Source organism: Hypericibacter adhaerens, assembly GCF_008728835.1.
Taxonomy (GTDB): Bacteria; Pseudomonadota; Alphaproteobacteria; order Dongiales; family Dongiaceae; genus Hypericibacter; species Hypericibacter adhaerens.
The window spans coordinates 3,549,168-3,575,019 of the sequence record NZ_CP042582.1; the positions used below are offsets into that span (position 1 = coordinate 3,549,168).

Annotated in this window: 28 protein-coding genes; 14 read left to right on the plus strand and 14 right to left on the minus strand. The window is 68.1% G+C overall.

The window, feature by feature from the left end:
• Positions 1 to 2: 2 nt before the first annotated feature.
• The 4 genes from FRZ61_RS15675 to FRZ61_RS15690 form a co-directional block, all read right to left on the minus strand.
• Positions 3 to 935 carry an ABC transporter permease gene (locus FRZ61_RS15675; protein WP_151118625.1) on the minus strand — a complete coding sequence of 311 codons (933 nt, stop codon included), beginning with the start codon at positions 933 to 935 and terminating at the stop codon, positions 3 to 5.
• A complete protein-coding gene (locus FRZ61_RS15680; RefSeq protein WP_151118626.1) occupies positions 935 to 1,957 on the minus strand; it encodes an ABC transporter ATP-binding protein in 1,023 nt (340 codons plus the stop codon). Before FRZ61_RS15680 ends, FRZ61_RS15675 begins: the two co-directional genes overlap by 1 nt.
• Positions 1,954 to 2,901, minus strand: coding sequence for an ABC transporter ATP-binding protein (locus FRZ61_RS15685; RefSeq protein ID WP_225308826.1), 948 nt, complete (start codon positions 2,899 to 2,901; stop codon positions 1,954 to 1,956). Before FRZ61_RS15685 ends, FRZ61_RS15680 begins: the two co-directional genes overlap by 4 nt.
• A 94-nt stretch (positions 2,902 to 2,995) precedes the next feature.
• Positions 2,996 to 4,540: an ABC transporter substrate-binding protein gene (locus FRZ61_RS15690; protein ID WP_151118628.1), complete on the minus strand. Its 1,545-nt coding sequence runs from the start codon at positions 4,538 to 4,540 to the stop codon at positions 2,996 to 2,998.
• A gap of 167 nt (positions 4,541 to 4,707) precedes the next feature.
• Here FRZ61_RS15690 and FRZ61_RS15695 point away from each other — a divergent pair, with 167 nt between their 5' ends.
• The 4 genes from FRZ61_RS15695 (at position 4,708) to FRZ61_RS15710 (ending at position 7,810) form a co-directional block, all read left to right on the plus strand.
• Complete coding sequence (locus FRZ61_RS15695) at positions 4,708 to 5,493, plus strand: DeoR/GlpR family DNA-binding transcription regulator (RefSeq protein ID WP_151118629.1); 786 nt, start codon at positions 4,708 to 4,710, stop codon at positions 5,491 to 5,493.
• A gap of 47 nt (positions 5,494 to 5,540) precedes the next feature.
• Positions 5,541 to 6,674 carry a sugar phosphate isomerase/epimerase family protein gene (locus FRZ61_RS15700; protein ID WP_151118630.1) on the plus strand — a complete coding sequence of 378 codons (1,134 nt, stop codon included), beginning with the start codon at positions 5,541 to 5,543 and terminating at the stop codon, positions 6,672 to 6,674.
• Between the two features lie 6 nt (positions 6,675 to 6,680).
• Positions 6,681 to 7,484: an inositol monophosphatase family protein gene (locus FRZ61_RS15705; RefSeq protein WP_151118631.1), complete on the plus strand. Its 804-nt coding sequence runs from the start codon at positions 6,681 to 6,683 to the stop codon at positions 7,482 to 7,484.
• Positions 7,485 to 7,606: 122 nt separating this feature from the next.
• Positions 7,607 to 7,810 carry a hypothetical protein gene (locus tag FRZ61_RS15710; protein ID WP_151118632.1) on the plus strand — a complete coding sequence of 68 codons (204 nt, stop codon included), beginning with the start codon at positions 7,607 to 7,609 and terminating at the stop codon, positions 7,808 to 7,810.
• A 14-nt stretch (positions 7,811 to 7,824) separates the two neighbouring features.
• Here FRZ61_RS15710 and FRZ61_RS15715 read toward each other — a convergent pair whose 3' ends face one another.
• The 8 genes from FRZ61_RS15715 to FRZ61_RS15750 form a co-directional block, all read right to left on the minus strand.
• Entirely contained in the window at positions 7,825 to 8,547 is a 723-nt protein-coding gene (locus FRZ61_RS15715) for a RibD family protein (protein ID WP_151118633.1), read from the minus strand.
• A gap of 23 nt (positions 8,548 to 8,570) precedes the next feature.
• On the minus strand, positions 8,571 to 9,881 hold the full coding sequence (locus FRZ61_RS15720; protein WP_151118634.1) for a multidrug effflux MFS transporter: 1,311 nt from the start codon (positions 9,879 to 9,881) through the stop codon (positions 8,571 to 8,573).
• A gap of 220 nt (positions 9,882 to 10,101) precedes the next feature.
• Positions 10,102 to 11,331, minus strand: coding sequence for a chromate efflux transporter (chrA, locus tag FRZ61_RS15725; RefSeq protein ID WP_151118635.1), 1,230 nt, complete (start codon positions 11,329 to 11,331; stop codon positions 10,102 to 10,104).
• Complete coding sequence (locus tag FRZ61_RS15730) at positions 11,328 to 11,657, minus strand: PadR family transcriptional regulator (RefSeq protein WP_225308827.1); 330 nt, start codon at positions 11,655 to 11,657, stop codon at positions 11,328 to 11,330. The genes chrA and FRZ61_RS15730 overlap by 4 nt, the downstream gene beginning before the upstream one ends.
• Before the next feature lie 137 nt (positions 11,658 to 11,794).
• Positions 11,795 to 13,027: an MFS transporter gene (locus FRZ61_RS15735; RefSeq protein WP_151118636.1), complete on the minus strand. Its 1,233-nt coding sequence runs from the start codon at positions 13,025 to 13,027 to the stop codon at positions 11,795 to 11,797.
• Between the two features lie 74 nt (positions 13,028 to 13,101).
• Positions 13,102 to 13,542, minus strand: a complete 441-nt coding sequence (locus tag FRZ61_RS15740; RefSeq protein ID WP_151118637.1) for an SRPBCC family protein — start codon at positions 13,540 to 13,542, stop codon at positions 13,102 to 13,104.
• The gene (locus tag FRZ61_RS15745; protein ID WP_151118638.1) at positions 13,539 to 13,898 is read right to left on the minus strand and encodes an ArsR/SmtB family transcription factor; all 360 of its coding nucleotides are present in this window, start codon (positions 13,896 to 13,898) and stop codon (positions 13,539 to 13,541) included. The genes FRZ61_RS15740 and FRZ61_RS15745 overlap by 4 nt, the downstream gene beginning before the upstream one ends.
• Before the next feature lie 49 nt (positions 13,899 to 13,947).
• Positions 13,948 to 14,235: a hypothetical protein gene (locus FRZ61_RS15750; RefSeq protein ID WP_151118639.1), complete on the minus strand. Its 288-nt coding sequence runs from the start codon at positions 14,233 to 14,235 to the stop codon at positions 13,948 to 13,950.
• A gap of 292 nt (positions 14,236 to 14,527) precedes the next feature.
• Here FRZ61_RS15750 and FRZ61_RS15755 point away from each other — a divergent pair, with 292 nt between their 5' ends.
• Positions 14,528 to 15,487, plus strand: a complete 960-nt coding sequence (locus FRZ61_RS15755) for an IS110 family RNA-guided transposase (RefSeq protein WP_151115166.1) — start codon at positions 14,528 to 14,530, stop codon at positions 15,485 to 15,487.
• Positions 15,488 to 15,544: 57 nt separating this feature from the next.
• On the opposite strand, the gene FRZ61_RS15760 is transcribed toward FRZ61_RS15755, so the two are convergent.
• The gene (locus tag FRZ61_RS15760; protein ID WP_151118640.1) at positions 15,545 to 16,306 is read right to left on the minus strand and encodes a DUF899 domain-containing protein; all 762 of its coding nucleotides are present in this window, start codon (positions 16,304 to 16,306) and stop codon (positions 15,545 to 15,547) included.
• A 117-nt stretch (positions 16,307 to 16,423) separates the two neighbouring features.
• Between FRZ61_RS15760 and FRZ61_RS15765 the strand changes: the two genes are divergently transcribed.
• The 5 genes from FRZ61_RS15765 to FRZ61_RS15785 all read left to right on the plus strand — a co-directional run bounded on the left by FRZ61_RS15765 (position 16,424) and on the right by FRZ61_RS15785 (position 21,531).
• Positions 16,424 to 17,644 (plus strand): helix-turn-helix domain-containing protein, encoded by a 1,221-nt coding sequence (locus FRZ61_RS15765; RefSeq protein WP_151118641.1) that lies wholly within the window; start codon positions 16,424 to 16,426, stop codon positions 17,642 to 17,644.
• Positions 17,645 to 17,727: 83 nt separating this feature from the next.
• The gene (locus tag FRZ61_RS15770) at positions 17,728 to 18,408 is read left to right on the plus strand and encodes a Vgb family protein (RefSeq protein ID WP_151118642.1); all 681 of its coding nucleotides are present in this window, start codon (positions 17,728 to 17,730) and stop codon (positions 18,406 to 18,408) included.
• 572 nt (positions 18,409 to 18,980) lie between these two features.
• Positions 18,981 to 20,393 carry a cytochrome ubiquinol oxidase subunit I gene (locus tag FRZ61_RS15775; protein ID WP_151118643.1) on the plus strand — a complete coding sequence of 471 codons (1,413 nt, stop codon included), beginning with the start codon at positions 18,981 to 18,983 and terminating at the stop codon, positions 20,391 to 20,393.
• 4 nt (positions 20,394 to 20,397) lie between these two features.
• On the plus strand, positions 20,398 to 21,405 hold the full coding sequence (cydB, locus tag FRZ61_RS15780; protein WP_151118644.1) for a cytochrome d ubiquinol oxidase subunit II: 1,008 nt from the start codon (positions 20,398 to 20,400) through the stop codon (positions 21,403 to 21,405).
• Positions 21,406 to 21,408: 3 nt separating this feature from the next.
• Positions 21,409 to 21,531 (plus strand): DUF2474 family protein, encoded by a 123-nt coding sequence (locus tag FRZ61_RS15785; protein ID WP_151118645.1) that lies wholly within the window; start codon positions 21,409 to 21,411, stop codon positions 21,529 to 21,531.
• Between the two features lie 370 nt (positions 21,532 to 21,901).
• Here FRZ61_RS15785 and FRZ61_RS15790 read toward each other — a convergent pair whose 3' ends face one another.
• On the minus strand, positions 21,902 to 22,558 hold the full coding sequence (locus tag FRZ61_RS15790; protein WP_191909049.1) for a nitroreductase family protein: 657 nt from the start codon (positions 22,556 to 22,558) through the stop codon (positions 21,902 to 21,904).
• 283 nt (positions 22,559 to 22,841) lie between these two features.
• Here FRZ61_RS15790 and FRZ61_RS15795 point away from each other — a divergent pair, with 283 nt between their 5' ends.
• The 4 genes from FRZ61_RS15795 (at position 22,842) to FRZ61_RS15810 (ending at position 25,826) form a co-directional block, all read left to right on the plus strand.
• Positions 22,842 to 23,726 (plus strand): VOC family protein, encoded by an 885-nt coding sequence (locus FRZ61_RS15795; RefSeq protein WP_151118647.1) that lies wholly within the window; start codon positions 22,842 to 22,844, stop codon positions 23,724 to 23,726.
• Between the two features lie 55 nt (positions 23,727 to 23,781).
• A complete protein-coding gene (locus FRZ61_RS15800) occupies positions 23,782 to 24,204 on the plus strand; it encodes a putative quinol monooxygenase (protein WP_225308828.1) in 423 nt (140 codons plus the stop codon).
• 142 nt (positions 24,205 to 24,346) lie between these two features.
• On the plus strand, positions 24,347 to 24,760 hold the full coding sequence (locus FRZ61_RS15805; protein ID WP_151118648.1) for a GFA family protein: 414 nt from the start codon (positions 24,347 to 24,349) through the stop codon (positions 24,758 to 24,760).
• Between the two features lie 514 nt (positions 24,761 to 25,274).
• On the plus strand, positions 25,275 to 25,826 hold the full coding sequence (locus FRZ61_RS15810; RefSeq protein WP_151118649.1) for a hypothetical protein: 552 nt from the start codon (positions 25,275 to 25,277) through the stop codon (positions 25,824 to 25,826).
• Positions 25,827 to 25,852: the final 26 nt, after the last annotated feature.

The following is a 25,852-nucleotide window of genomic DNA, read 5'->3' on the forward strand; positions in this document are numbered from 1 at the left end:
CGTCACGCCTCCGCCTTGAGCTGGCGGATCCGGGGATCCAGCCAGCCATAGGCCACATCCACGAGCAGGTTCGCCGTCACCATCGAGAAGGCGATCATCAGCACGATCACCTGCACGACCGAGCTGTCCCGGTTCTGGACCGAGGAGACCAGCAGGCGGCCGATCCCGGGCCAGGCGAAGACGTTCTCGGTCACGACGGCACCGGCGATCAGCGTGCCGAGGAAGAGGCCGATGATGGTGGCGAGCGGAATGGCCGCGTTGGGCAGCGCGTGGCGCCGGACGGCGACATGCCAGGGCAGCCCCTTGGCCAGCGCGGTACGCATATAGGGCCGCGACAGCACCTCCAGCATCGCGGACCGTGTCAGCCGCGCGAACACGGCGGCATCGATGGTCGACATGGTGACGACCGGCAGGATGAAATGCCTCCAGCTGTCGCTGCCGGCGGTCGGCAGGAGCCGAAGCATGACCGACATGAGCAGGATCAGCAGGATGCCGATGACGAAGCTCGGCGTGCTGAAGGCGGCGACCCCGATCGCCATGATCAGCCGATCGCGCAGGCCGCCGCGGTGGAGCGCGGCGTAGATCCCGATCGGGATCCCGGTGGCGAGCGTGACGAAGGCCGAGACGCCCATGAGCTGCAGCGTCTTGGGCAGGCGGTCGAGCACCACCGCCAGGGCGTCCTTCCCCTCGACCAGCGAGATTCCGAACTCGCCGCGCAGGAGGCCGGCGACATAGCGCAGGAACTGCTCCCAGATCGGGTCGTTGAGGCCCCATCTCTCGCGGAACGCCTCCAGTGCCTCCTGGGTCGCGTCCGCGCCCAGGATCTGGACGGCGGGATCGCCGGTCACCCGCAGGATCACGAACACGAAGCTCACGATCGCGGTCAGGGTGAAAAGGGCGCGGGCGAGCTTCCGCAGGATGAAGGTCCAAGGCATCAGCCCGTCCCCTCATGCGCGAGATGGCAGGCCGTGAAATGCGCGTCGGCGGCGTCGAGCAGCGCCGGCTCGGTTTGCCGGCAGAGCGCGATCGCACGGCGGCAGCGCGGATTGAAGCGGCAGCCGGTCGGCAGATGGATCGGGCTGGGCGGCTCGCCTTCCAGGAGGGTGCGATCCGTCCGCGCGCCGGGGACCGGGATCGGGATCGCCGCGATCAGCGCCTCGGTATAGGGATGGCGTGGCCGGTCGAACAGCTCGCCGGTCGCCGCGAACTCGACGATCCGGCCCAGATACATGACCGCCACGCGATCGCAGAGGAAGCGCACGATGCTCAGATCGTGGCTGATGAAAAGGATGGTCAACCCCAGCTCCGCGCGCAGCTTCTGGAGAAGCTGCACCACCTGCGCCTGGATCGAGACGTCGAGCGCCGAGATCGGCTCGTCGCAGATGACGATCTCGGGCTCCAGCACCAGGGCGCGCGCGAGCACGACACGCTGCTGCTGGCCGCCGCTCAGCTCATGCGGGAACTTCCGGTGATGCGCCGGGCCGAGCCCGACCGCCGCCAGCATGCCGCTCGCCTTCTCCGCCCGTGCCCGACGGTCGCCGATGCGGTGGATGGTCAGCGGCTCGATCACCTGCTCCAGGATGCGGATTCGCGGGTCGAGCGAGTTCAGCGGGTCCTGGAACACATACTGGATCTTCCGGCGCATCTCCCGCCACGCCGCCGCCGAAAGCGTGGTCAGGTCGGTGCCGCGGAGCCTGACGCGGCCGGCCGACGGCGAATGAATGTTGAGGATGGCCTTGGCCACCGAGGATTTGCCGCAGCCGCTCTCGCCGACGATCCCCAGCACCTCGCCCTTGCGGATCGAGAACGACACATCGTCGACCGCCTTCACGGTCAGCCGGGGCCCGAGCAGGCCGGCGCGGCCGACCGCGAAATGCCGGACCAGATTCTCGACCACCAGCAGCGCGTCGCCCGGCGCCGTGGCCGCTTCGGAAAGGGCGGGCGGCGGGGCGGTCATGCGGCGGCACCGGCAGGATGGAAACAGGCGACCCGGTGCCCGTCGCGGCGCTCTTCGAGCGGCGGCGCGACCTGATCGCAGGCATCGCCCGCGCGCGAGCAGCGCGGCGAGAAGGCGCAACCCGGCGGCAAGGCATGAGGCGGCGGCACGACCCCTTCGATCGGCCGCAGCGCGGCGGTCTGCCCGTCGACACGCGGCCGGGAGTTCAGCAACCCGATCGTGTAGGGATGCTGCGGCCGCAGGAACAGGTCGCGCGCATCGCCCATCTCCACGATCCGCCCGCAATACATCACGGCCACCTGGTCGCAGGTTTCCGCGATCACGCCAAGATCGTGGCTGACGAGAATGATCGTCATGCCGAGGCGGTCGCGCAGATCGAGAAGAAGACGGAGGATCTGCGCCTGGATCGTGACATCGAGCGCCGTGGTCGGCTCGTCCGCGATCAGGAGCTTGGGTGAGCGGGCCAGCATCATGGCGATCAGCGCGCGCTGGTTCATGCCGCCCGAGAGCTGATGCGGATATTCCCCCAGGCGGCGCGCCGGATCGGGCATGCCGACATCGCGCAGGAGCTGCAGGGCCCTGGCCCGCACCGCCGCGCGCGAGGGTACGGCTGCGCCCAGATTGATCGCCTCGGCAAGCTGCCAGCCGATGCTGCGCACGGGATTGAGCGAGGCGGCGGGGTCCTGGAAGATCATGGCGATCTGGCCGCCGCGCGCCGCCACCATCCGGGATTCGTCCAGCGCCAGCAGGTCCTCGCCGTCGAGCTCCGCCCGGCCGCCGACGGCCGCCGACCGCGCCAGGAGCCGCATCAGGGCGAGGCAGGTCACGCTCTTGCCGCTGCCGCTCTCCCCGACGATGCCGAGGATACGGCCGCGCTCGAGCTGGAAATCGACCCCCTGGACGATCGGGATCCGATGCCCAGGGGGTCCGAAGGAAACCGTCAAGTTCGAGACTCGAAGCACCACACCCATCCGGCAGAAGCTGCAGGCAGACCCGCCCGCCCGCGAGAGAGCCGGCGCGGCCCCCGAACCCTCCCGCCTAGAAGGCGAGCGCGCCCGCCCGGAAGTCCATGAACGCGCGATAGGTCGGCGCCCATTTGAGATCCTTCCTCTTGCCGTAGAACATCGTCAACTGATGCAGATAGGTGCCGGGCGGGTCCTGCTCGAAGATATCCAGCATCTTGGCGAAGGCCGCCCGGCGCGCGGCCTGATCCGTGGTCATGAGGATCTCGCCCATCTTGTTGAACTCGTCGTTCTTCCACCAGCCCGGAGGCTGGACATCGCCGTTGGGGCCGAACAGGCGATAGACCTGGCCGATCGGATCGGGAAAATAGGCGCCGTTGGAGGAGTTGATGATGCCGCGGCCCGCATCCGATTCCTTGTCCTCGATCTGGCCCCAGTTCTCCTTGAGCTCGAGCTTGATGTTGAAGCCGACCTCCTTCCACATCGAGGCCAGGACCTGCGCCGTGGATACCTCGGCGGTGTAGTAGTCCTGCAGGTAGCGGTAGGAGATCTCCTCGCCCTTGTAGCCCGCCTCCTTGAGCAGCGCCCTGGCCTTGTCGGGATCGTACGGCAGGGCCTTGTGCTCGGGGATGAACATGTCGCCGAACACGTCCATCTGCATGCCCTGGGGAACCTTGGTCCGGCCGCCATAGAGCGAATCGACGATCAGCTGCCGGTCGATGGCGTAGGCCAGCGCCTGCCGGACGCGCGGGTCCTTGAGCACGGGGTTGCGGGTATCGAACAGCAGGACGCGGATATTGAGGATGGCGCCGCCGACGACCTCCGTACCCTTGTTGGCGTTGACGGCTTCGATCTGGTCCGGCGTGACCTCTGTGATGATGTCGTACTCGCCGGTGAAGAGCCCGGCGACGCGCGCCGCCAGTTCCGGCACCACCTTGAAGGTCAGCGTATCGGCGGGCGCCTTGTCGCCCCAATAGCCGTCGAAGCGCTTGTATTTCTGCATCTCGCCCGGCTTGAACTCGACCAGCTGATAAGGGCCGGTGCCGATCACATGGTGGCTCCACTCCTCCCAGCTCTTCGCCGCCTTGAAGGCGTCGGCGCAGGGCACCTGGCTCATCCAGCTCGCCAGCCGGATCGCCAGCAGCGGGTCGGGCTGCGAGGTCTCGACCCGCACAGTGTAGCTGTCGAGCGCCTTCACCGCGGAGATCGGGCCCAGGAACTGCTTGGCCAGCGCGTTGCCCGGGGCGTCCTTGCCCATATAGCGCGCGGGCCCGAACATGTATTCGACATCCTCGGCGTTGAAATCCTCGCCGTTGTGGCACTTGATCCCTTTGCGGAGATGGAGGACCAGCGCGCTGTCGCCGTCCTTCTCCCAGCTTTCCGCCAGGCCCGGCTTGATCTCGCTGGTCTTGGGATCTATCCGCAGCAGCGTCTCGATCAGGTTGTTCGAGATCCGCTCGTTGACGTTGGAGTTCGTGCTCATCGGATCGAGCCCGACCGAGACGGTCGTCACCCCGATCACCAGATCCTTGCCGGCCGCCATGGCGCCGGATCCCATGCCGATTGTTGCAAGCCCCGCGGCTGCGATCAGCAGCCAGCGGCGACAGATCTTCGAAGCCATCGCGCGCCCCCGTTGGTTTTAGGAATGCCCACCCATCGCGATCTAATCAAACACGCGATCATAACGCAATCATTTAGTGATTATTAATGATCTATGACAGCGATTTTTAACCCATAGACAATCATTAAATTGTCATATAGTGATTTTAGAAGTTGGGGACACCGACCATGGCCCGCCAGAAAAGACAGCCGATTTCCAGACGCAATGCCCTCCGCCGCGTGCTGACCCTGCGCGGCACGGCGACCGTCGAGGAGCTCTGCGCCGAGCTCGGCGCCTCGCCGGCGACGATCCGGCGCGACCTGCAGGCGCTTGAGGAGGAAGGCGCCATCGAGCGCGGCTATGGCGGCGCCACCATCAGCGTGCTGCACCCCGCCGAGGAGGATCTCGCGATCCGCGAGCAGCAGGATGTGGAGGCGAAACGCGCGCTCGCCAGCACGGCGCTCCAATTCGTCAAGCCGCGTTGCACCCTGTTCCTCAATGACGGCTCGACCGTCAAGATGCTGGCGCAGCAGATCGCCGCCTCCGATCTCGAGCTCTTCATCGTGACGCCCGCGGTCAACGTCGCCCATATCCTCGCCGTCAACCCCAAGATCACGGTCTGCCTGCTGGGCGGTTATGTCAGGCGCACCTCGCTCGCGACCGGCGGCCCCTTCACGGAATCCATGCTGGACATGATCAGCGCCGATCTGGCGATCCTCTCCTGCGACGGCTTCTCGGCGCGCGACGGCATGTGCTTCTTCCATGCGGAGGATGCGGCGATCGCCCGGAAAATGACCGAACGGGCGAGCGAGACGATCGCGATCGTCACCGCCAGCAAGTTCGAGCGCCGGGCCCGGATCGCCGGCGTGCCGGCGCCGCGGCTTTCGGCCCTCGTCACCGACAATCCGCGTCACCCGACCGCGGTGAGGCTGGCCCAGTCGAAGATCCGGGTCGTCGAGGCAAAGGCGGCGTGATGCGCGGAACGGCTGCACCGGCGGCGCCATCGGGCCTGGGAGATGTCATGGATCTCGATGCCGAAGCAGGGCTCAAGACCATGCTGTCGCACAATGTCGCGCCGGGCGTGAGCCCGCCTCGGATCACCGCCGCGGCGGCGGAACGGCTGCTGGAGCGGACCGCGAACCCGCCCTTCTTCGCCCACAGCTACTCCTTCTATCACAACATGATGCACGGCTTCTCGCCGCAGGACCTCGCGCGCTTCGCCTACGAGCATGATCTGCAGGGGGTCTGCCTCCATATCAGCGACGGCGAGGCCTCGAGCGTCCGTCGGATGACGCCGGTCCAGCGCGCCGGGTTTCGCGCGCTGCTGGAAGAGCTCGGCCTGCGGCTCCATCTCGAGATCAGCTCGACCGATCGCAAGGAAATCGACACGGTCGTGGAGTGCGCGAGGAGCCTCGGAGCGAAGAATCTCCGCCTCTATGCCCGGCACGAGGGGCCGCTCAGCGCCGTGATCGAGAAGGTCTATCGCGACCTCGCCTATGCGTGTGAATGCGCCAACAGATACGACCTTCAGTTCGACTACGAGCAGCATGAGGATCTGCGCGCCGGCGAGATCGCCGCGATCCTGGCGCGGCTCGGCGACCCCCGGATGAAGGCGCTCTTCGACTATTCCAACTCGTTGAACGCCTATGAGGAGCCGCTGGAAGCCCTGCATATCCTCGCGCCCCATATCCGCCAGGCCCATGTGAAGGGCGCCCGCAAGATCGTCGAAGGCGACGGCTGGGGGCAACTGGGCGTCCCCCAGGGCTCGGCGGATGACGAGCTGCCCGGCGCGCGGATGCTCTACGACCTGCTGATGCTGGGCGAACGCGAGCCCCAGGTGATCTGCTTCGCCCTGGAACAGGAGGTCGATTATTACGCGCCGGCCTTCCGCAAGGCCGGCGGGCCGGCCGATCCGGTGATCCAGTATCGCGAGCCGAGCGAGACGCCGGTCGACCGGAACAAGTCGCGCGACAGGCTGCTCAGCGACGAGCGCCGCTGGGCGGTGCAGCAGATCGCCTGGAACCGGAGCCTGGTCGCGAGCTTCCGCGCGCTCGCGCGCCGGATGGCGCCCGAACGATCGGAGACCGAACGATCGGAAACCGATTGGCCGCGCGTCGCGAGCCTGCCGCAGGCCGCCTATGGCCGCGTGGTCTAGCCCGCCATGACCCTGAACCGCGACGTCATCGAGTTCGCGAACCGCCTGGCCGATGCCAGCGGCGCGGTCCTGCGACGGCGGTTCCGCCAGCCCTTCCCGATCTCGATCAAGCCCGACCAGAGTCCCGTCACGGCCATCGATCAGGAGGTCGAAACCCGGCTGCGCGGCATGATCGCGGCGGCATATCCCGATCACGGGATCATCGGCGAGGAGTACGGAGCCGACCGTCCCGAGGCGGAGCATGTCTGGGTGCTGGACCCGATCGACGGGACCAAGTCCTTCATCGCCGGCAGGCCCACCTTCGGCACCCTGATCGCTCTGTGCCGCCAAGGGCGCCCCGTCCTCGGCATCATCGATCATCCGGTCCTGGGCACGGGCGAACGCTGGGTCGGCGCCACGGGGCACCCCACCCTGCATGACGGCGCGATCGTACATGTCCGGTCCTGCCCGAGGATCGCGGCCGCCTCGATGTTCGGCTCCTCGCCGCATTCCTCCCGGCCGGAGAATGAAAGGGCCTTCGACCGGGTGCGCCGCGCCGCCGGCCAGGTCCTCTACAGCGCGGATTGCTACGCCTACGGGCTGATCGCCAGCGGCCATGCCGATCTCTGCATCGAGTTCGGCCTGGGAATCTACGATTTCCTCGCCGCCGTGCCGGTGCTCGAAGGCGCCGGCGGGATCATCACCGACTGGAGCGGCGCTCCCTTGACGATCGGCTCGGGCGAGAACGTGGTCGCCGCGGGCGACCGGACGCTTCATCGCGCGGCCCTGGCGATGCTGGCCCAGCCCGAGACGGCGCCCGCGACGCCTTGAACGGCACGAATCGCTCCCTATCGGGGGCGACGAGCCGGCGATTTCCGCTGTAAGGAAAACGGACTAGAATCCGCCCGATCCGAACGCTCGACCCTCCCCCATTTCTGGAAGGACCGATTCTTGTGGACGACGCTTCGCGCAAGAGGGCCGTCAGGACCGCGCTGATCAGCGGCGCGGTCAGTGCCTGGCTGATCTACGACATCGCCACGGCAAGCGAGGCGCCCGGCACGGCACTTCTCTGGCTGCAATATGGCCTGCTGGCGCTGGCGCTGATCGGGCTGGTCGGTTCCGTGGTGATGCTGGCGCGCGGTGGCGCCGGAGGCTGAGCCCGCCGCTCCCTTCAGGCCGGCGCGGGCGCCGGCTCCACCCGGTAGCGCAGCCAGACCATGCCGCCCTCCAGGGTTTCGGTCGCGACATGGCGCAGCGACCGGCCGGCGGCGGGTTGCTCCTCCGCGCCGCCGACATATTCGAAAATGCTGGGAATGCCGGCGAGCCCGTCGATGGCGGGAGCGACGAGCAGGCTGACCTCGTCGATGAGGCCCGCCTTGAGGAAGGCACCATTGATCCGGCCGCCGCCCTCCAGGAGAATCCTGCGGATGCCGAAGCTGTCGCCGAGCGCATCCACCGCCCGGTGCAGATCCTGGCCGTCCGGGCCGGCGAAGAGGTAGGACACGCCGTCCTCGCGCAATTCGGCGAGATAGGCGTCGGGAACCCGCTCGCCGAGAACGGCGATGACATGGTCGCCGCCCGCATTGTCCTTGCCGTAATGGATCCGGCCCTGCGGATCGATGGCGACGGCGACATTGCGTCCGCTGCGGCTGGCGATATGGGTTTCGCGCAGATTACCAGCGGGGACGCGCACCGCCCGCGGCGAGCCGTCGGCGAACTCCTCCATGGTCTTGCGACCGACGATCCAGCCCTCGGCATCGAGCCGGGCCGCCACCCTGTCATAATGACCGTGCAGCAGATCCGCATCGATGCCGGCGGCGGGCGGCGTCCAGCGATCGGTGAGCAGACGCCCATCGATCGAACTCACCATGTGGCAGATGATCTTCGGGCGCATGTCAAACCTCCGAAGGCAGGAAACTACCGGATCGGGGCCAGCAGCCGGGTGCAGAGCAGGCTGCCGAGCCCGGCAAGCGCGATCACCAGACCCATCGGCCAGGGCGTTCCGTCGGCGAAGGCCCCGACCAGCGCGGAGCCGACAATGCCGCTGCCATAGTGGATCGCGCCGATGAGGGCCGAGACCGCGCCGGCGCGCCCCGGAAAATCGGTCAAGGCGCCGGCGATGGAATTGGCGATGATGAAACCCGTCGCCGAGCAGAAGACGAGCATCGGCAAGACCAGCCCCCAGAGGCCGCCGAAATCCGTCCAGGCCGCCGCCGCCAGCGCCAGCCCCGCGAGCGCGCCCACGGCCGCGCCGCCGACCAGCAGCCGGTCGCAGCCATGGCGGACGACCAGCCGCGAATTCACGATGTTCGCCGCCATGATGCCGAGAATGATGATGGCGAAGAGCAGCCCGTAAAGCTGCGCCGGCACGTGATAATAGGTGATGTAGGCGAAAGGGCTGCCGGCGACATAGGCGAACATGCCCGCATAGAAGAAGCCGCCCGCGCCCGCATAGCCGATCAGGCGGCGATGGCCGATGAGCTCGGCATAGCGGGCGAGCGTCCGGCCCAGCGCCTCCTTGTTGCGCTGCCCGGCCGGCAGCGTCTCGGGCAGCGTGAAGAGGGCCGCCAGCGTCAGCAGGCCGATCGAGACCAGCACCCAGAAGATGGCCCGCCACCCCGCGAGCGCCTGCACCTGCCCGCCCAGGATCGGCCCGACCAGCGGGGCGATCGCCATCACCGTGATCAGCGTCGAGAGCATCTGCGCGGCGCGGTTCCCCTCATAGAGGTCGCGCACGATGGCGCGCGCGAGCACCACGCTGGCCGCGGCGCCGGCCGCCTGGACGAGGCGCCAGCCGATCATGATCTCGACATTGCCCGCGAGCGCGCAGCCGGCCGAGCCGATGACGAACAGCACCAGCCCGATCGCGATCGGCAGGCGGCGGCCGTAGCGATCGGAGATCGGCCCCCAGAAGAGCTGGCCCAGGCTGAAGCCGATGAGATAGCCGGAAACGGTCAGCTCGACCAGGCCGGTATCCGCACCGAGGGCCTGCCCCATCGCGGGCATCGCCGGCAGATAGAAGTCGGTGGAGATCGAGGCGAAGCCCATCAGGGCGCTCAGGATGGCCAGCACGCGCCAGCCATGGCGCGCCGCCTCGGTGCGCGCCGGAGCGCTGACGCCAGCGATGGGAGCAGCTTCGACCGGTTCACCGTGGGAGTCGGCAGCAATCGGCACGGTGGCGGTCGCGGCGGCTTGGCCGCCCTCCCCCTCCGGCGGGCTATCAAGCATTGATGTCACAGTTCCTGCGCAATCGGGCGGGACGGAATCCCGTCACGCTCGGCGTCGTCGGCGGGTGGATGACAAAGATGGCAATATTCTAGCGCATTCGCCGGCTGGCGATGAGAGGCCAAATTCGCATGAACTTATATCTGAAAGCGATAAATGCGCGCCGGCGAGCCGGCACCGGTGCACGAGGAATCGCTGCGACATGGCTCAAGATCGCGGAGCCTTAGAGAGAAGCCAGCACGGCCCCACCGGCGGCGCCCAGCAGGACCACCAGCCAAGGCGGCGTCTTCCACAGGAAGAGCAGGAGGAAGGCCGCGGCACCGAGCGCGAAATCGCTCGCCTTCGTGATGCCGGAGGTCCAGACCGGCGTGTAGAGGGCGGCCAGCAGCAGCCCCACCACCGCGGCATTGACGCCGCGCAGCGCCGCTTGAATGGCAGCGCGCCGGCGCAAGCCCTCCCAGAACGGCAGCGCACCGACGACCAGCAGGAAAGACGGGAGGAAGATCGCGACCAGGCAGATGATCGCGCCGAGCCAGCCATGGGGTGCGGGGCCCATCGACGCACCCAGATAGGCCGAGAAGGTGAAGAGCGGCCCCGGCACGGCCTGGGCGGCGCCATAGCCGGCGAGGAACGCGTCGTTCGTCACCCAGCCCGGCGGCACGACGGACGCCTGCAGCAGCGGCAGGACGACATGGCCGCCGCCGAACACGAGCGAGCCCGCCCGGTAGAACGCATCGATCAGGCGGAGGCTCTGCGAGTCCGTCGCCGCGGCAAGCAGCGGAAGGCCGAGCAGCAGGAGAAGGAAGATCGCGAGCATGGCGACGCCGGTCGCACGGCTGACCGTGAGCGGCAGCGAGGCATGATCGGTCGCGGGGGCGGTGCGAAGCAGAAGCACCCCGGCGACCCCGCCGAGCAGGATGGCGCCGATCTGCCCCCAGGCGCCGGGGATCGCCAGCACGATCGCCGCCGCGATCACGGCCATGGTGGCACGCGGGCGATCGGGCGTCAGCGAGCGCATCATGCCGAGCACCGCCTGGGCGACCACGGCGACGGCGACCACCTTCAGGCCATGCAGCCAGCCGGCACCGCCCGGATCGCCGATCGCCGCGACGCCATAGGCGAAGATCGCCAGCGCGATCGCGGAGGGCAGCGTGAAGCCGGTCCAGGCGGCGAGCGCCCCGGCATAGCCCGCGCGCGAAAGCCCGATGGCGATGCCGACCTGGCTCGAAGCCGGACCGGGCAGGAGCTGGCAGAGCGCGACCAGGTCGGCATAGGCCCGGTCGTCGATCCAGCGCCGGCGCACCACGAACTCCTCGCGGAAATAGCCCAGATGCGCGATGGGCCCGCCGAAGGAGGTCAGGCCGAGGCGCAGGAAAACAGCCAGGACCTCGGGCCATCCTCCGGGCCGGGCGGCGGCGCTCGATCCTGGCGGGGCGGCCTCCTCGCCGCTCATCGCGACCTCTTCCTTTCGATCAGCTCGCCGAACAGCTCCCGCACCCGCTCCTTCGCCACATCGAGCGCCTGGCGGCCCTTCCGGGTCGCCCGATAGAGCCGGCGCGCATGCGGGCCGGCGCCCTGGACCCGGGACTTGAGATAACCCTTGCGCTCGAGCGCATGCAGCATCGGATAGAGCGTGCCCGGGCTGATCCGATAGCCGTGCCGGCGCAGCTCCTCGATCATCCAGTGGCCGTAGAGCGCGCCCTCCACGGCATGATGCAGGATATGCAGCCGGACCAGGCCGCCCAGCAGCTCCTGAGGCTCGGTCGGCGCCCGCGGCAAGATTTCCCCTTATATCGGATTTCGTAATCGGATTTCGATATTATGACCCGGCCGCCGAAACCGCAAGCCAGGGGCTCGACGCCGGCGGACCGGCAGAAAAGGAATCCGCGCCGCAAACGGGGCGGCTCAGCCCCGGATCAGTCGGCGACCACGGCGACCGGCACGGCTTGCGCTTTCGGGAAGGGCTTGAAGGTCATGGCGACCAGGAAGGCGCCGATGCCGAGGGCCCAGGCGCCGACATAGAGCCAGCCATAGCTCGCGAACATGTCGTAGATGAGCCCGCCCGCCAGCGGACCCGTGGCCATGCCGAGGCTGTTCGCCATCATGATGCCGCCGGTCACGGTGCCCAGCATGCGCAAGGGGAAGTTCTCGCGGATCAGCACGGCATAGAGCGGCATGATCCCGGCATAGATGAAGCCGAACACCACCGCCACCGCATAGAAGCCGGTGAGCTGGTGCACGAAGAAGTAGCCGAGCGCCCCGAAGGCCTGCGCCAGCAGGCCCACCACCAGCACGCGCTTCGCCCCGAACCGGTCGCCCATGAGGCCGAAGGCGATGCGCCCGCCCATGCCGGCCAGCCCCTCGACGCTATAGATCGAGACGGCGGCAATGAGCGGGATCCCGCAGGTCACGGCATAGCTCACCGTGTGGAAGATCGGGCCCGAATGGGTGGCGCAGCAGAAGAAGCCCGTCAGCATCAGGACGATGAATTGCGGCGAGCGCAGGGCCCGGCTCATCGTCATGTCGGAAGGCTCGCTCGCCACGGGACCGGAGGCCGACGCCGCGGCAGGGCCGCCCGCGAGCGCCGGTGGACGGCGCACCAGGAGCGAGACCGGGATCATCACGACGGCGGCCAGGCCCGCGATGATCAGCAGCGAGCTCCGCCAGTCATGGCCCTCGATCAGCCAGGCCGCGAAGGGCGACATCGTCATGGGCGCCATGCCCATCCCGGCCGAGACGAGCGAGACGGCGAGGCTCCGGTGGGTGTCGAACCAGCCCACCACGCAGGCCATCATCGGCGCGAAGATGGCGGCGGTGCCCAGACCCACGAAAAGCCCGAAGACGAGCTGGAACTCGATGAGCGCGCTCGCGCGGCTGGCGAGCGCGAGGCTCGCGGCCAGGATGACGGAACCGGCGGTCACGACGAAACGCGGGCCCAGCCGGTCCGCCAGGTTGCCCCAGACCATGCTGCCGAAGGCCATGGCGAGGAAGCCGATGGTCATGGCGCTCGAGATCCCCGCTACCGACCATCCCGTCGCCTCCGAGATCGGCCGCAGGAAAACCGGCAGCGAGAACATCGCGCCCATCGCCACGCACCCGAGCAGCCCGCCCGCCGCCACGATCACCCAGCGGTAATGCGCATTGATCACTCACTGTCTCCGTTTGACGTATTCACTCGCTCGCCGAGGGCGGCGGCGAAGAAAGAAGAAAGCGATCGCATCGTTCATGCCCCCGCTCGGCCGCCCTCGAAATGCCGCACGAGCTTGTCGAGCGCGCCGCTCCAGCCCTGCTCGTGGCTGCGGCGGGTGTCCTCGTCATGCAGGCGCGAATGGGTCAGGGTGAGCTCGGTGCCCCCGGCGATGGGGCGGAGCCTGAACTCGAGATGCGATTCGCCGGGATCCTCGTTGCCCGCCCAGCGCCAGCTCATGGCCAGAAGCTCGGGCCTGACGATCTCGAGATACTCGCCGCTGCTCTCATGCTCGCTGCCGTCGAGCATGCGGAACCGGACCCGGAAGCGGCCGCCGACGCGCAGATCGATTTCGGCCAGCAGCACCGGCCCGGCGTCGGGGCCCCACCAGGCGGCGACGCCCGCCGGCGTGGTGAGCGCGTCGAACACGATCGAGGGCCGCGCCTTGAGCCGGCGCGTGAGGGTGAGGCTGGTCATCGCGGCTTCTCCTTCTTCCTCGCTTTCCTCTCCTCGCGTTCCACGAAGGCCGCGAGCCGATCCAGCCGCTCGGTCCAGAAGCGCTCATAGCGGTGGAGCCAGTCCATCGCTTCCTTCATGGGCCGGGGCGAGAGCCGCACTGTCACCACCCGTCCCTGTTTCGAGCGCGTGATCAGCCCCGCCTCGTCGAGCACGTCGAGATGCTTCATCACCGCCGGCAGCTTGATCGCGAACGGTTCCGCCAGCTCGCTGACCGAGGCCTCGTCCTCGCGCTCGAGCCGCGCCAGGATCGCGCGCCGGGTCGGATCGACCAGCGCGGCGAAGGTGCGGTTCAGCCGTTCCTGATAGTTCACCATAGAGTGAAGCATCAAGCCGCGAGGCGGGCTTGTCAACCCCGGCCTCGCCTCACGAGGACCGGCAGGCGGGTGCCGGCCCGGACCGGGACCGCCGGCGGGCGATCAGCCTCAGCCAGGGCGCCGCGTGGAAGGCGCTCATCAGCCAATACATCGAGACCATGCTGCCGAAAGGCGACCCGCCATGCGCGGCCGCCATGCAGATCATGTCCGCCGGATCGTTCCCCAGCACGCTCGTCAGCAGCGCCATCAAGGCGAAGATCGGCGCGGCCGCGAGGCAGAGCCCGTCGGCCAGGCTGAAAGAGCGGGCCCGGGGCCCGGTTGCAGTCACGACACTCATGGCTTGGTTCCCTTCTTGATCGTCCCCTCTCCCGCAAGACGGGGGAAGGTTGGGGAGGGGGCTGCTCGGTCCATCAGCCCTCCCCCTGGCCCTCTTGTATGAGCGAGATGTGAGAGCATGGAGCGTGGTCCGGGCCGGGGTGGCCACCCCGGCCCGGACTGTCGGTTGTCGGATCGACACCCTCGAAGTCTTCTGGACTGCGCGGGAGCGGGATCGCAGCCGACCCTTCATCGGACCCGGATGGTTGCAAGAACACCCTGGTTCGGATCAACGCAAGGTGGGGTCGACGAAGATGAGCAAGTCTATCACGGAAACGGCGGGTATCGACGTGTCGAAGCGCAAGCTCGATGTGGCGTTGGCCGCTGGGCCGGACCGGCTGCAGGCCAGCAACGATCCGGCGGGATACCAGCAGATCGAGAGCTGGCTGCGCGAGCATGGGGTCGAGCGGGTCGGGTTGGAGGCGAGCGGCCATTACGAGGCGGCGGTGGCGGCGCATCTTCGCCGGGTGGGGTTTTGCGTCGTGCTGCTCGATCCGGCTCAGGTGAAAGGCTTTCGGCGGTTCAAGAAGAAGCGAGCCAAGAACGACAAGATCGATGCTCGCCTGATCGCGGTGGCGACGGCGGACATGGAGCCCGACAGCATCCGCCCGGCGCCCGATGAACGTTTGGCGCCGTGGGCCGAGCATCTCACCCTGATCGAGCAGATCGGCGAGGATATCAGCCGGCTGAAGACCCGGCGCGATCGCTACAGCCTGCCGGCGCACAAACGCTATCTCGAGACTGAGATCACCCGCCTGTCCAGGCGCCGCGACAGGGAAATCGTCCGGCTGCTGGCCAAGCTCCGCCGTCACCCCGACCTGGCTCTCAAGCTGGATCTGCTGGAGAGCATCCCCGGCCTGGGCCCGCTCACCGCCCTCAGCTTCGTCCTGCGCATGCCCGAGCTCGGCCGCATGACCCGTGCCGAGGCCGCCGCCCTGGTTGGTGTCGCTCCCTTCGACGATGAAAGTGGCGAGCATACCGGTGAGCGCCATATCGCCGGCGGCAGAAAACGGCTCCGACGCAGCATCTACCAGGCCGCCTTCTCTGCCTCTCAGCGCTGGAACCCCATCCTCCTGGCCCTCTACAAGCGCCTTATCGCAAAGGGCAAGCACCACAAGGTCGCCACCGTCGCTTGCGCCAGGAAGCTAGTTGAGATCGCCAACGCTATCCTCGCCAGGGCTACTCCCTGGCAGGATAAAGCCGTCACTCCATGATCCCCGCACGATCATGGTTGCTCCCGCAAGGCGGGAGAGGGGATAAAAGCGCGTGTTCTATCGCGCCCCGTACTCGTCATGCCGGCGCCACCAGGGGCCCTGCTCGTTGCGGCCCTTGGGCGCGCGGTCGAGCCACGGATACATGCCCCAGATCCCGTCCAGCCCGCGGGCGTAGGTCGAGTAGGTGTGATAGACGGTATCGTCCTCGAGCGCGAAGGCGCTCATGCCCGGCCGGTCGCGCGAGAAGCCGGCCCAATCCGTGCCGCAGGTGGTGGCGAATTCGAGGATCGGCGGCGGCACTTCCTTCGCGTTCAGGGGATGGTTGCGCTGGTAGTTGTACTCGGTGCCGCCCTTGCGCTGCTGCTCCTCGGTGACCGCGACGTTGAAGTCGAAATTGAAATCGCCGGCATAGGAGGAGGCCCAGGGAAAGCTCCAGCCCATCCGCTTCTTGTAGGCCTGGAGCTTCGCCAGCGGCGCGCGCGACACCGCCCAGAGCGCCACGTCGTGCTGCGCCAGGTGAACGGCGAAGCCGTTGAACCCGTCCGCGATCGCCGAGCAGGAAGGGCAGCCCGCCTTGTAGTCGGGCCCGAACATGAAGTGATAGACGAGAAGCTGCGAGCGCCCGCCGAACAGGTCCCTCAGCGAGGCGTTGCCCGCGTCGGTGTCGAACCGGTAGCCCTTGTCGATCCGGACCCAGGGCAGCGCCTGGCGCCGCTGCGCCAGCACATCGCCCTGCCGGGTATGCGCCTTCTCCGCCTCGAGCAGATCGAGCCGGGCCTTCAGCCATTCCTCGCGTGTGCCGGTCTTGTGCGTGGTCATCGTTCCTCTCCTCTTCGTGGTTGAGGCCGTTCCCGATAGGATCGGCGGGCCGGCCGTCGCGAGGAACATAGGGACCGGCCGTCGCGGGGCGGGAGTGACAAGTATGGCGCGATACCGATGGACTCGCTGATCACGGCCGCGGCCCGCGCGCTGGCGGCGGGCGATCCCTTCGGCGCGCTCAATCTCGTGGCGCTGCGCGAGGACGCGCCGGCGCTGGCGCTGCGCGGCATCGCCATGGCGCAGCTCGGCGACCTCGCGCGCGCGAAGCTTCTCCTGCGGAAGGCGGCGCGCGGCTTCGGGCCGAGAGAGGCCGTGGCCCGCGCGCGCTGCGTCGTCGCCGAGGCCGAGGTGGCGCTCGCCGCGCGCGACCTCAACGGGCCCGCGAAGACGTTGGAAGCAGCGCGGGCTCTGCTCGAGGCGCAAGGCGACCGCGCGAACGCCGCCCATGCGCGCTATCTCGAGGTGCGGCGCCTGCTCCTGATCGGGCGCCTCGACGAGGCCGAGCGCAAGCTCGAAGGCCTCGACCCCGCCCCCTTCCCGCCCGCGCTCAGGGCCGCCCATGAGCTGGTCGTCGCCGGCATCGCGATGCGCCGCCTCCAGGCCAGGGCAACGCGTGCCGCGCTCGCGAAAGCCGAGCGCGCCGCGCGCCAGGCCGGCATCCCGGCGCTGACGGCGGAGGTCGAGAGCGCCCAGCGGCTGCTCCAGGCGCCCGCGGCGCGCCGGATCGCGCGCGGCGGGGAACGACCGCTCCGGCTCGCGGAGGTCGAAACGCTGCTGGCCTCCAAGGCGCTCGTGGTCGATGCCTGCCGCCGCGCCGTACGCGAAGGCGACAAGCTGGTCTCATTGGCGACGCGGCCCGTGCTGTTCGCGCTCGCCGGCGCGCTGGCCGAGGCCTGGCCGGGCGACGTGGCGCGTGAGACGCTGCTCGCGCGGGCCTTCGGCGCGAAGCACGCCGACGAATCGCATCGCGCGCGGCTCAGGGTCGAGATCGGACGGTTGCGCGCGATGCTGCGCCCCCTGGCCCATCTCAGCGCCACGAAGCAGGGCTTCGCGCTGGCGCCCCGTCGCGCCCGGGAGGTCGTGCTGCTGGCGCCGCCCGGCGAGGAGGCGCATGCGGCCGTCCTCGCCTTCCTCGCCGATGGCGAGGCCTGGTCGAGCTCGGCCCTGGCGCTGGCATTGGGGACGAGCCAGCGCAGCGTGCAGCGGGCGCTCGACGCGCTGGCGGCGGAGGGCAAGGTGCAGGCGCTGGGCCGGGCGCGGGCGCGGCGCTGGATGACGCCGCCGCTCCCCGCATTCACGACCGCTTTGTTACTCCCGGCGCCGCTGCCCGGCGGCTAGAGTCTCGAGCGGCCGAAACGATCGGAAACCGGCTCGACCCTCGAATACGAGGCCCGTCCGCAAGAACCCGTGAAGGTGACGCCATGAAACGCTCCGCCGCCGAGATCATCCGCGAGTACGGACCCTTTCCGGGCATCGAGGCCGTGCATGGGCTGACCTTCGACGGCCGGCAGGTCTGGTTCGCCTCGGGCGACCGGATCAACGCGCTCGATCCCGCGAGCGGCCGGCTGGCGCGCTCGATCGAGGTCAAGGCCTATGCGGGCACGGCCTTCGACGGCACGCATCTCTATCAGATCGCCGAGAAGCGCATCCAGAAGATCGACCCCAAGACGGGCCGGGTGCTCCACACGATCCCGGCCCCCGGCGACAGCAATTCGGGGCTCGCCTGGGCCGAGGGGTCGCTCTGGGTCGGGCAATACCGCGACCGGAAGATCGTCCAGGTCGATCCCGAGACCGGGAAGGTTCTTCGCACCATCGATTCCAACCGCTTCGTCACCGGCGTCACCTGGGTCGAGGGCGAGCTCTGGCACGGCACCTGGGAAGGCGACGAGAGCGGTCTCCGGCATATCGATCCGAAATCGGGCGAGGTGCTGGAGCAGCTCGATCTGCCGCCGGGCACGATGGTGTCGGGGATCGAGGCCGACGGCGGCGACCGCTTCTATTGCGGCGGCGGCAAGAGCGGCAAGGTCAGGGCCGTGCGCCGGCCGACGCGCGGCGGCGCCAAGGCCGGCGGTACCGAGGCCGGCAGCGCCGGGCGCAAATAGCCCGACCCCGCGCCGCGGACGACGCAAGCCGCCCGGCTCCTTGCCGAGATGAGCGCCGCTGCAGCTTTTGCGAGCACCGTCAAGATTGCCGCCGGTACCGCGCTACGGTCTTGATTCAAGGGACAAAGCCCGCCGGGATCGCGGTCGGGATTTCGCCCGCGGGCACCGCGGTTGCCCTTCCGGCCCGCTCGCGGGCGCTTCAGGCTTGCGGTTGAAAAATCTCATCGATCCCGTGACACTGCCGGATGGTGGCCGCGGCGGGGCCGCGCGGCGCTTTCCGCCAAGGGCCCGCGTTGCCGGTTCGTCACTGTCTTTTCTGTCGCAGGTTCGGCCCAATCTGGCCGGTTGCCGGCGGCGTCCGGCCTTCGACGACGGAAGGACCGTCATTCGGGAGCAAGGATAGACAAGATTTTGCCCTGCGGTTTCCTATCCTCGGCCCCGCCTGGGGAAGGATCCTCCGTCTGCGCCGGAACCGTCGCCGCGTCGCCGGCTTTCCGGCGGATCGGCCCCGGCATGGATTTGCGATCGTCGCCTGAACGCGAGAGCGGGGCCTGCCCGTCTGGAGGGGAATGATGTTCGACCATCTGGATCCCGTCATTCTTGCCCGCGCTCAGTTCGCCTTCACGGTGAGCTTCCACTTCATCTTCCCGTCCTTCTCGATCGGGCTGGCCAGCTATCTGGCGGTGCTCGAGGGGCTGTGGCTGAAGACCGGCAGCGGCGTCTATGCCAACCTCTACCGCTACTGGATGAAGATCTTCGCCGTGGTCTTCGGCATGGGCGTCGTCTCGGGCATCGTCATGTCCTACCAGTTCGGCACCAACTGGTCGGTGTTCTCGGACAAGGCGGGGCCGGTGATCGGACCGCTGATGGCCTATGAGGTGCTCACCGCCTTCTTTCTCGAGGCGGGGTTCCTGGGCGTGATGCTGTTCGGCATCTCCAAGGTCGGCAAGGGGCTGCACTTTTTCGCGACCTGCATGGTGGCGCTCGGCACGCTGATCTCCGCCACCTGGATCCTGGCCGCGAACAGCTGGATGCAGACGCCGGTCGGCTTCGCTATCAATGAACGCGGCCAGTTCGTGCCGGCCGGCTCGTGGCTGCCGATCGTCTTCAACCCCAGCTTTCCCTACCGGCTCGTCCACACCGTCATCGCCTCCTACCTGACGACCGCGCTCGCGGTCGGCGGCGTCGGCGCCTGGCACCTGCTGCGCGGGCGCGACAATCCCGGCGTCCGCAAGATGTTCTCGATGGCGATGTGGATGGCGGCGCTGGTGGCGCCCGTGCAGATCCTCGCCGGCGATACCCAGGGGCTCAACACGCTCGAGCACCAGCCCGCCAAGGTGCTGGCGATGGAGGGCGATTACGATCCCAGCCCCGAGGGCGCGCCGCTCATCCTGTTCGGGCTGCCGAGCAACGAGGAGGGCCGGGTCAAGGCGAAGATCGAGCTGCCGCATCTGGGATCGCTGATCCTCAAGCACGATCCTTACGCGCCGCTGCCGGGCCTCAAGGATTTCCCGCGCGACCAGTGGCCGCCGGTGCCGATCGTGTTCTGGTCGTTCCGCATCATGGTGGCGCTGGGCTTCGCGATGCTCGGGCTCGGGCTGTTCAGCCTCGTCGCGCGCTGGCGGCGCAAGCTCTATGACTGGCCCTGGCTGCACCGGGCCGCCGTGGCCATGGGCCCGGCCGGCTTCGTCGCGGTGATCGCGGGCTGGGTCACGACCGAGGTCGGGCGCCAGCCCTGGACGGTCTATGGCCAGCTGCACACGGCGGAATCGCATTCGCCGCTGGCCGCCCCCGCGATCGCGACCTCGCTCCTCGCCTTCGTGCTGGTCTACTTCCTCGTGTTCGGCGCCGGGGTCTACTACATTCTGCGGCTGATGGCCCATGCGCCCGAGCGCGGCGAGCGCGAGCCGCGGCCCACGCCGCGCCGCGCCGCCGGCATCACGCCCGCCGCCGCCCTCCCCCAGCCCGACCTGCAGCGGAGGTGAGCCGATGACCGTCGATCTCGACCTCCCCACCGTCTGGGCCTTCATCATCGCCTTCGCCGTCTTCGCCTATGTGGTGATGGACGGCTTCGATCTCGGCCTCGGTATCCTGTTCCCGACGCTCGCCGTCGGCGAGGAGCGCGACCGGGCGATGAACACGATCGCGCCGGTCTGGGACGGCAACGAGACCTGGCTGGTGCTCGGCGGCGGCGGGCTGATGGCCATGTTCCCCCTCGCCTTCTCGATCATCCTGCCGGCGACCTACCCGCTGATGATCGCGATGCTGCTGGGGCTCATCTTCCGCGGCGTCGCCTTCGAATTCCGCTGGCGCGATCCCGGCCATCGCCGCTACTGGGACATCGCCTTCAGCCTGGGCTCGACCGTCGCCGCGCTGGCGCAGGGCATCACGCTCGGCGCGATCCTGCAGGGCATCAAGGTCGAGAACGATGCCTATGCGGGCGGCTGGCTCGACTGGCTGAGCCCCTTCACCCTCCTGACCGGAATCTCGGTGGTGATCGGCTACACGCTGCTCGGCTCGAGCTGGCTGGTCTGGAAGACCGACGGCGCGGTGCAGGCCCATGCCAGGCGCCTCGCCTTCGCGCTCGGCATCGCGACGCTGGCGGCGCTCGTGGCGGTCAGCCTGGCGACGCCCTTCCTCACCCAGGATTACTGGCGCCGCTGGTTCGTGACGCCGGGCGTGCTGGTGACGGCCCAGGTGCCGCTGCTGACGGCGATCGTGGCCGCCGTGTTCTTCTGGAGCCTGCGGCGCGGGCGCGACTACCTGCCCTTCCTGATGGCGCTGGCGATCTTCCTCCTGAGCTTCATCGGGCTGGGCGTCAGCATCTATCCCCATATCGTGCCGCGCAGCGTGACGATCTGGCAGGCCGCCGCCCCGGCGCAGAGCCAGCTGTTCCTGCTGGTCGGCGCTGTGATCGTCCTGCCGATGATCGTCGCCTATACGAGCTGGGCCTACTGGGTCTTCCGCGGCAAGGTCGACACCCACGGTTACCACTGACCCATGACGTCATCGCCTCCCCTGTGGCGGCGTCTCGCCTGGTTCGTCGCGATCTGGACGGCGAGCGTCCTGGCCCTGGCGGCGGTCAGTGCGCTTCTGCGCTGGTGGCTGAGCGGCACAGGGTGACCCGATCGGCCCTTCCGGGCGGTCATGAATTTCACTTCCTCCCGTGGGGTTTTAGGGGTTCGCCTGAGAACAGGGCCTTTTCAGGAATCAGCCGGCGTCTGTATTCTCCAGCTCGTTGGAAAAAAGTCATTTTCAAACAACAATCAGTTTATGGGGCGCTCGAAAAACAGGCTCGGAACAGGACCGTATCAGGCAAGAATCAGGCGCCCTTGCCTGATCGCTGCGGGCTGGGGCCAAATTTTATTTTAGAACAAATAGGGAACAATATCAAGCGAAACTGGTGCCCCCGCCGCTCTTCACCGGACCGCGACCGCGGAAGAACAGCCGGCCGGCGATCGGCGGAAGGAGTTCGATCGCGTCGTCGATCCGCTCACCGATCGGCCGCCGCGGGCCAGCCGATCGACTGCGCGAACAGAGGCTTCTGCTCTGGCCGCAAGGCCAGGAGGTTCGTCAGGCTCGTCTTGTCGCAATTGTGGAACCAGCAGGCCAGGCCATGGGCGGCCGCGAACAGATAGACATTCCCGGCAATGAGGCCCGTATCGACGAAGTAATAGGACTTCTGGACCTCCGGATCGTGCAGCCCGGGTTCCTCGAAGCCGGCGGTGTGGGTCAGGCGGTGCAGATCGACGACATAGACGAGCTGGACCGGCGCCTTCGATCGGACGGCCTGGCGGTGGCCGATCGCGCCGAACCGCAGGTCGAGGGCCGCGACGGGATCGAGCCGGTGGGCAGCCGCGTCATAGAGATAGGCACCCGCATCGAGCATCACATAGAGATCGATCTCCTGCGAGTTGCTGGCCGAGGCCGCCGTCCGCCCCGGCGCCCCGAACGGTCCCGTCTTGCGGTTCACGCCCCAGGCCACCCAGAGGAGGTTCGAGAGCTGGGCCGGCGTCAGCGGCGTCGCCGCGATCTCGCGGGTCGTGCGGCGCCGCGCGGCCGCCTCGTGGAGAGACAGCGCAGGACCCTCGGCCGGCGGCGGCAATTCGATCGGGCGCAGGGCGCCCTTTCCTGATGAAGCATCGGTCATCGGTCGGGTTCCTTTTCCGCAGCAGCAAGGTCCCTTTTTCTTACCGGCTCCGACGCGCGGCCACCTTGACATGGCTCAAGCGCATCGAGGGGTGACCCTGCCGCCACGCAGCCGTCCTTGACGACGGCCGCAAGCCGCCGCCGTTCTCCGGCAGGCCCGGTCGATGCGACGACCGCGATTTACCGAATTTGACCAGTCTTAACGCCCGGCGGCGCCCCGTCCCGCGTAAGGATTCGGGCGCGCCGAAGCGCATGCCGGCGCGGCCAGATCAAGGGAGATGAACATGTCCGACGAACTCAGCGACGCCCACGGGTTGGCAGACCCCGACCGCCGGGAGATCCTGCGCGCGGCCGGAGGCGCTGCGATCGGCGGCATCGCGGCGGCCGCCCTCGCGACGGGCGCTCCCGCGTTGGCCCAGGACGCCGCGAACCCGACCCCCGCCGCCGTCACGGCGGACCTCGACAACGCGGCGCTCGGCGCCCGGCTCCAGGGCGTGCAGCATTTCGGCGTCACGGTCCAGAACATGGATCGCGCCTTCGCGTTCTACACCGAGGTGCTCGGCGGCAACGAGGTGATGCGCGACGGCGATTTCCAGGGCGAGAAGATCCACAACACCCTGATGACCGACCAGGAGATCCTCGCCCGGGAACGCAAGGTCAACCCGCGGACGATCGGCGTCCCGGACCTGAAAGGCGGCGGGCAGCGGCTCGATGTCCGCTTCGTGCAGTTCGACAATGTCGTGATCGAGCTTCTGCAATACCGCGACGCGGGGCAGCCGATGGGCAACGGGGACAGCTGGGCCGAGCCGCGCGATCATATGAGCCCCGCCTATCCGCGCTCGATGCATATCTGCTTCTATATTCGCGACGATGTCGACTTCAACAAGTTCATCCACGACCTCGAGGCGGAATCGGCGCGCCGCGGCATGACCCAGGTGAAGGCCAACCGCACGATCACGGTGACGTCGGAAGAGGAGCGCCAGGCGGCACCGCTCGAGGCCAACACCAACAAGATCACCCAGGGCAAGTCGAACGGCTGGGCCTTGATCTATTGCAAGGGCCCGGAAGGCGAGCAGCTCGAGTTCGTGCAGGCGTTGGGCCCGGTGAAGAAGACCTTCCAGGCGGCGCTGGATACCCGCCGGCGCATGCTCGCCTCGAACAATGGCTGATGCGACGCGAAGGCCAACCCCCATGAACCCTCCGAACCGCAAGGAGCAGCCCGCCATGATCAAGACGATGCGACCGGGCCTGGGGCTTTCCCTGCTGGCGGCCCTCGCCGCCGTCGCGGGCGCGGGCCCGGTCCTGGCGCAGGAGGGGCCGGGCAAAGGCTATGCCCAGGTGCCGCAGGGGGCCTACTCCATCGTCGCCGAGGTGAGAGCCAAGCCCGGCAAGGAAGCCGAGCTGCGCGCGGTCACCCTGCCGCTGATCGCCCAGGTCCGCGGCGACCCGAAAAACCTCGTCTATTTCCTGCAGGAGGATCGCGAATCCCCCGGCCATTTCATCTTCTACGAGATCTTCGCCGACCGGGAGGATTTCGAGGCCCATAACGCGATGCCCTATGTGAAGGACTGGTTCGCCAGGCTTCCCGGGCTCGCCGAGGGCGGCGTCAAGGTGATGAGGATGGAGATCCTCGCGGCGCCGCAATAGCCGGGCGCCGAAGATCGGGGCGCGAGCGAAGATACGCGATGAGACCGAGGTGTTATCTCATCGAACGGAAACGATGGTGAGGTCCAATGGCGGGCGTTCCGCCGGGCTTGATGCAGGGCCGATGGACAGGGAGACGGGGGAGATGGCGAAAAAATACACGGGTCGGTGCGCCTGCGGTGCCGTGACGTTCGCGTTCGACAAGGACCCGGACTTCATCGCCAACTGCCATTGCCGGGACTGCAAGAAGGCCTCGGGGGGCGAGATGGCCACGTTCTTCGCCGTCCCGCAGGAGGATTTCACGCTGCTCAGCGGGCGGCCGAAGCCGTTCCACTATGTGGCGGAATCCGGCAAGGGGCTCGACCGCAACTTCTGCCCCGACTGCGGCGCCCGGCTGTTCACCAGCAATCTGGAGAGCTTCCCCGGCCTCGTTTTCGTGACGCTGGGGAGCCTGGACCGGCCCGAGCTGATCGAACCCCGGCTCGAGATGTTCACCAAGCGCCGGCTGAAATGGGCGAAGCCGCTCGACATGCCGCAATTCGACAGCATGCCCGGTTGAGCGGACGGGGGCCGTCCTCGAAATCAAGGACGGACGCGACAAGCCGAACGCCGGCTGCGGGCTGCCGCCGGAGAGATCGGGTTCGACGGGTTGGCGAAGCGTCCTGTCCCGCCCGGCCGAGAGCGCCGGCGCCGCCATAACCGGGATTTTGCCGCCGTCGTCCGGACCGGCGAGTCAGGTACGGCGGGGAGCGAAAGGCTGCCCCGCCCCTCGACGGATGCCGCGGATATTATCGATTTCCGGCTTTGTGACGGGCACGACGCCGTCTACAAACTATCGGACACTGCCGTGACCGTCATGGGACGGGCATGAGCCTGCAGCATCCGGCTTTGAAGCAGGCCCTTGCCCGTCGACATTTGAAATGACACAGGGCCGTCGGCCGGGTGCCGGTATCCGCCCTGCCGAGATATTCCGTTGCCGCGCATCCGCGCCTGGGCCGGCAGAAGAGGCTGGATTCAAGATCTGCTGCGCCAATTTTCATCCAGGGCCTGCGCCCGCCGACAAGGACGCCAAAATGAATCTCCTATTGGCCTTCGCCCCTTTCATCGTTTTTGCCGTCGTCGACCGCCTGATCGGCTCCGCCGAGGGCATGATAGCCGGCGCCGTCGTTTCCGGTGGGCTGCTCGTCCGCGATCGGTTGAGTGCCGGCCACAGCCCGAAGATTCTCGAGATCGGGACGTTCATTCTGTTTGGCGGCCTGGCGCTTTATACGTTCGTCGCCGCCCCCGTCTGGTCGATCGTCGGGGTTCGCCTGGTGGTCGACAGCGGATTGCTGATAATCGTGCTGCTGTCGATCGCGCTCCGCACGCCGTTCACGCTGCAATATGCCCGCGAGCAGGTGAGCCGCGATCTCTGGGACAGCCCGGTCTTCGTTCGCACCAACTATGTCATCACCGCGGCCTGGGCGCTGGCTTTCGCGGCGATGGTCGTCGCCGATCTGCTGATGCTTTACGTCCCCGACATACCGCGGTCCGTCGGAATCGTCATCACCGTTCTCGCCCTCGTCGGCGCGTTCAAGTTCACGAAGTCCTACCCGGACCGGCAACGCGTCCGCGCGGCCAGGTAGTGCCGTCCGGAGTTCGCCGGCACATC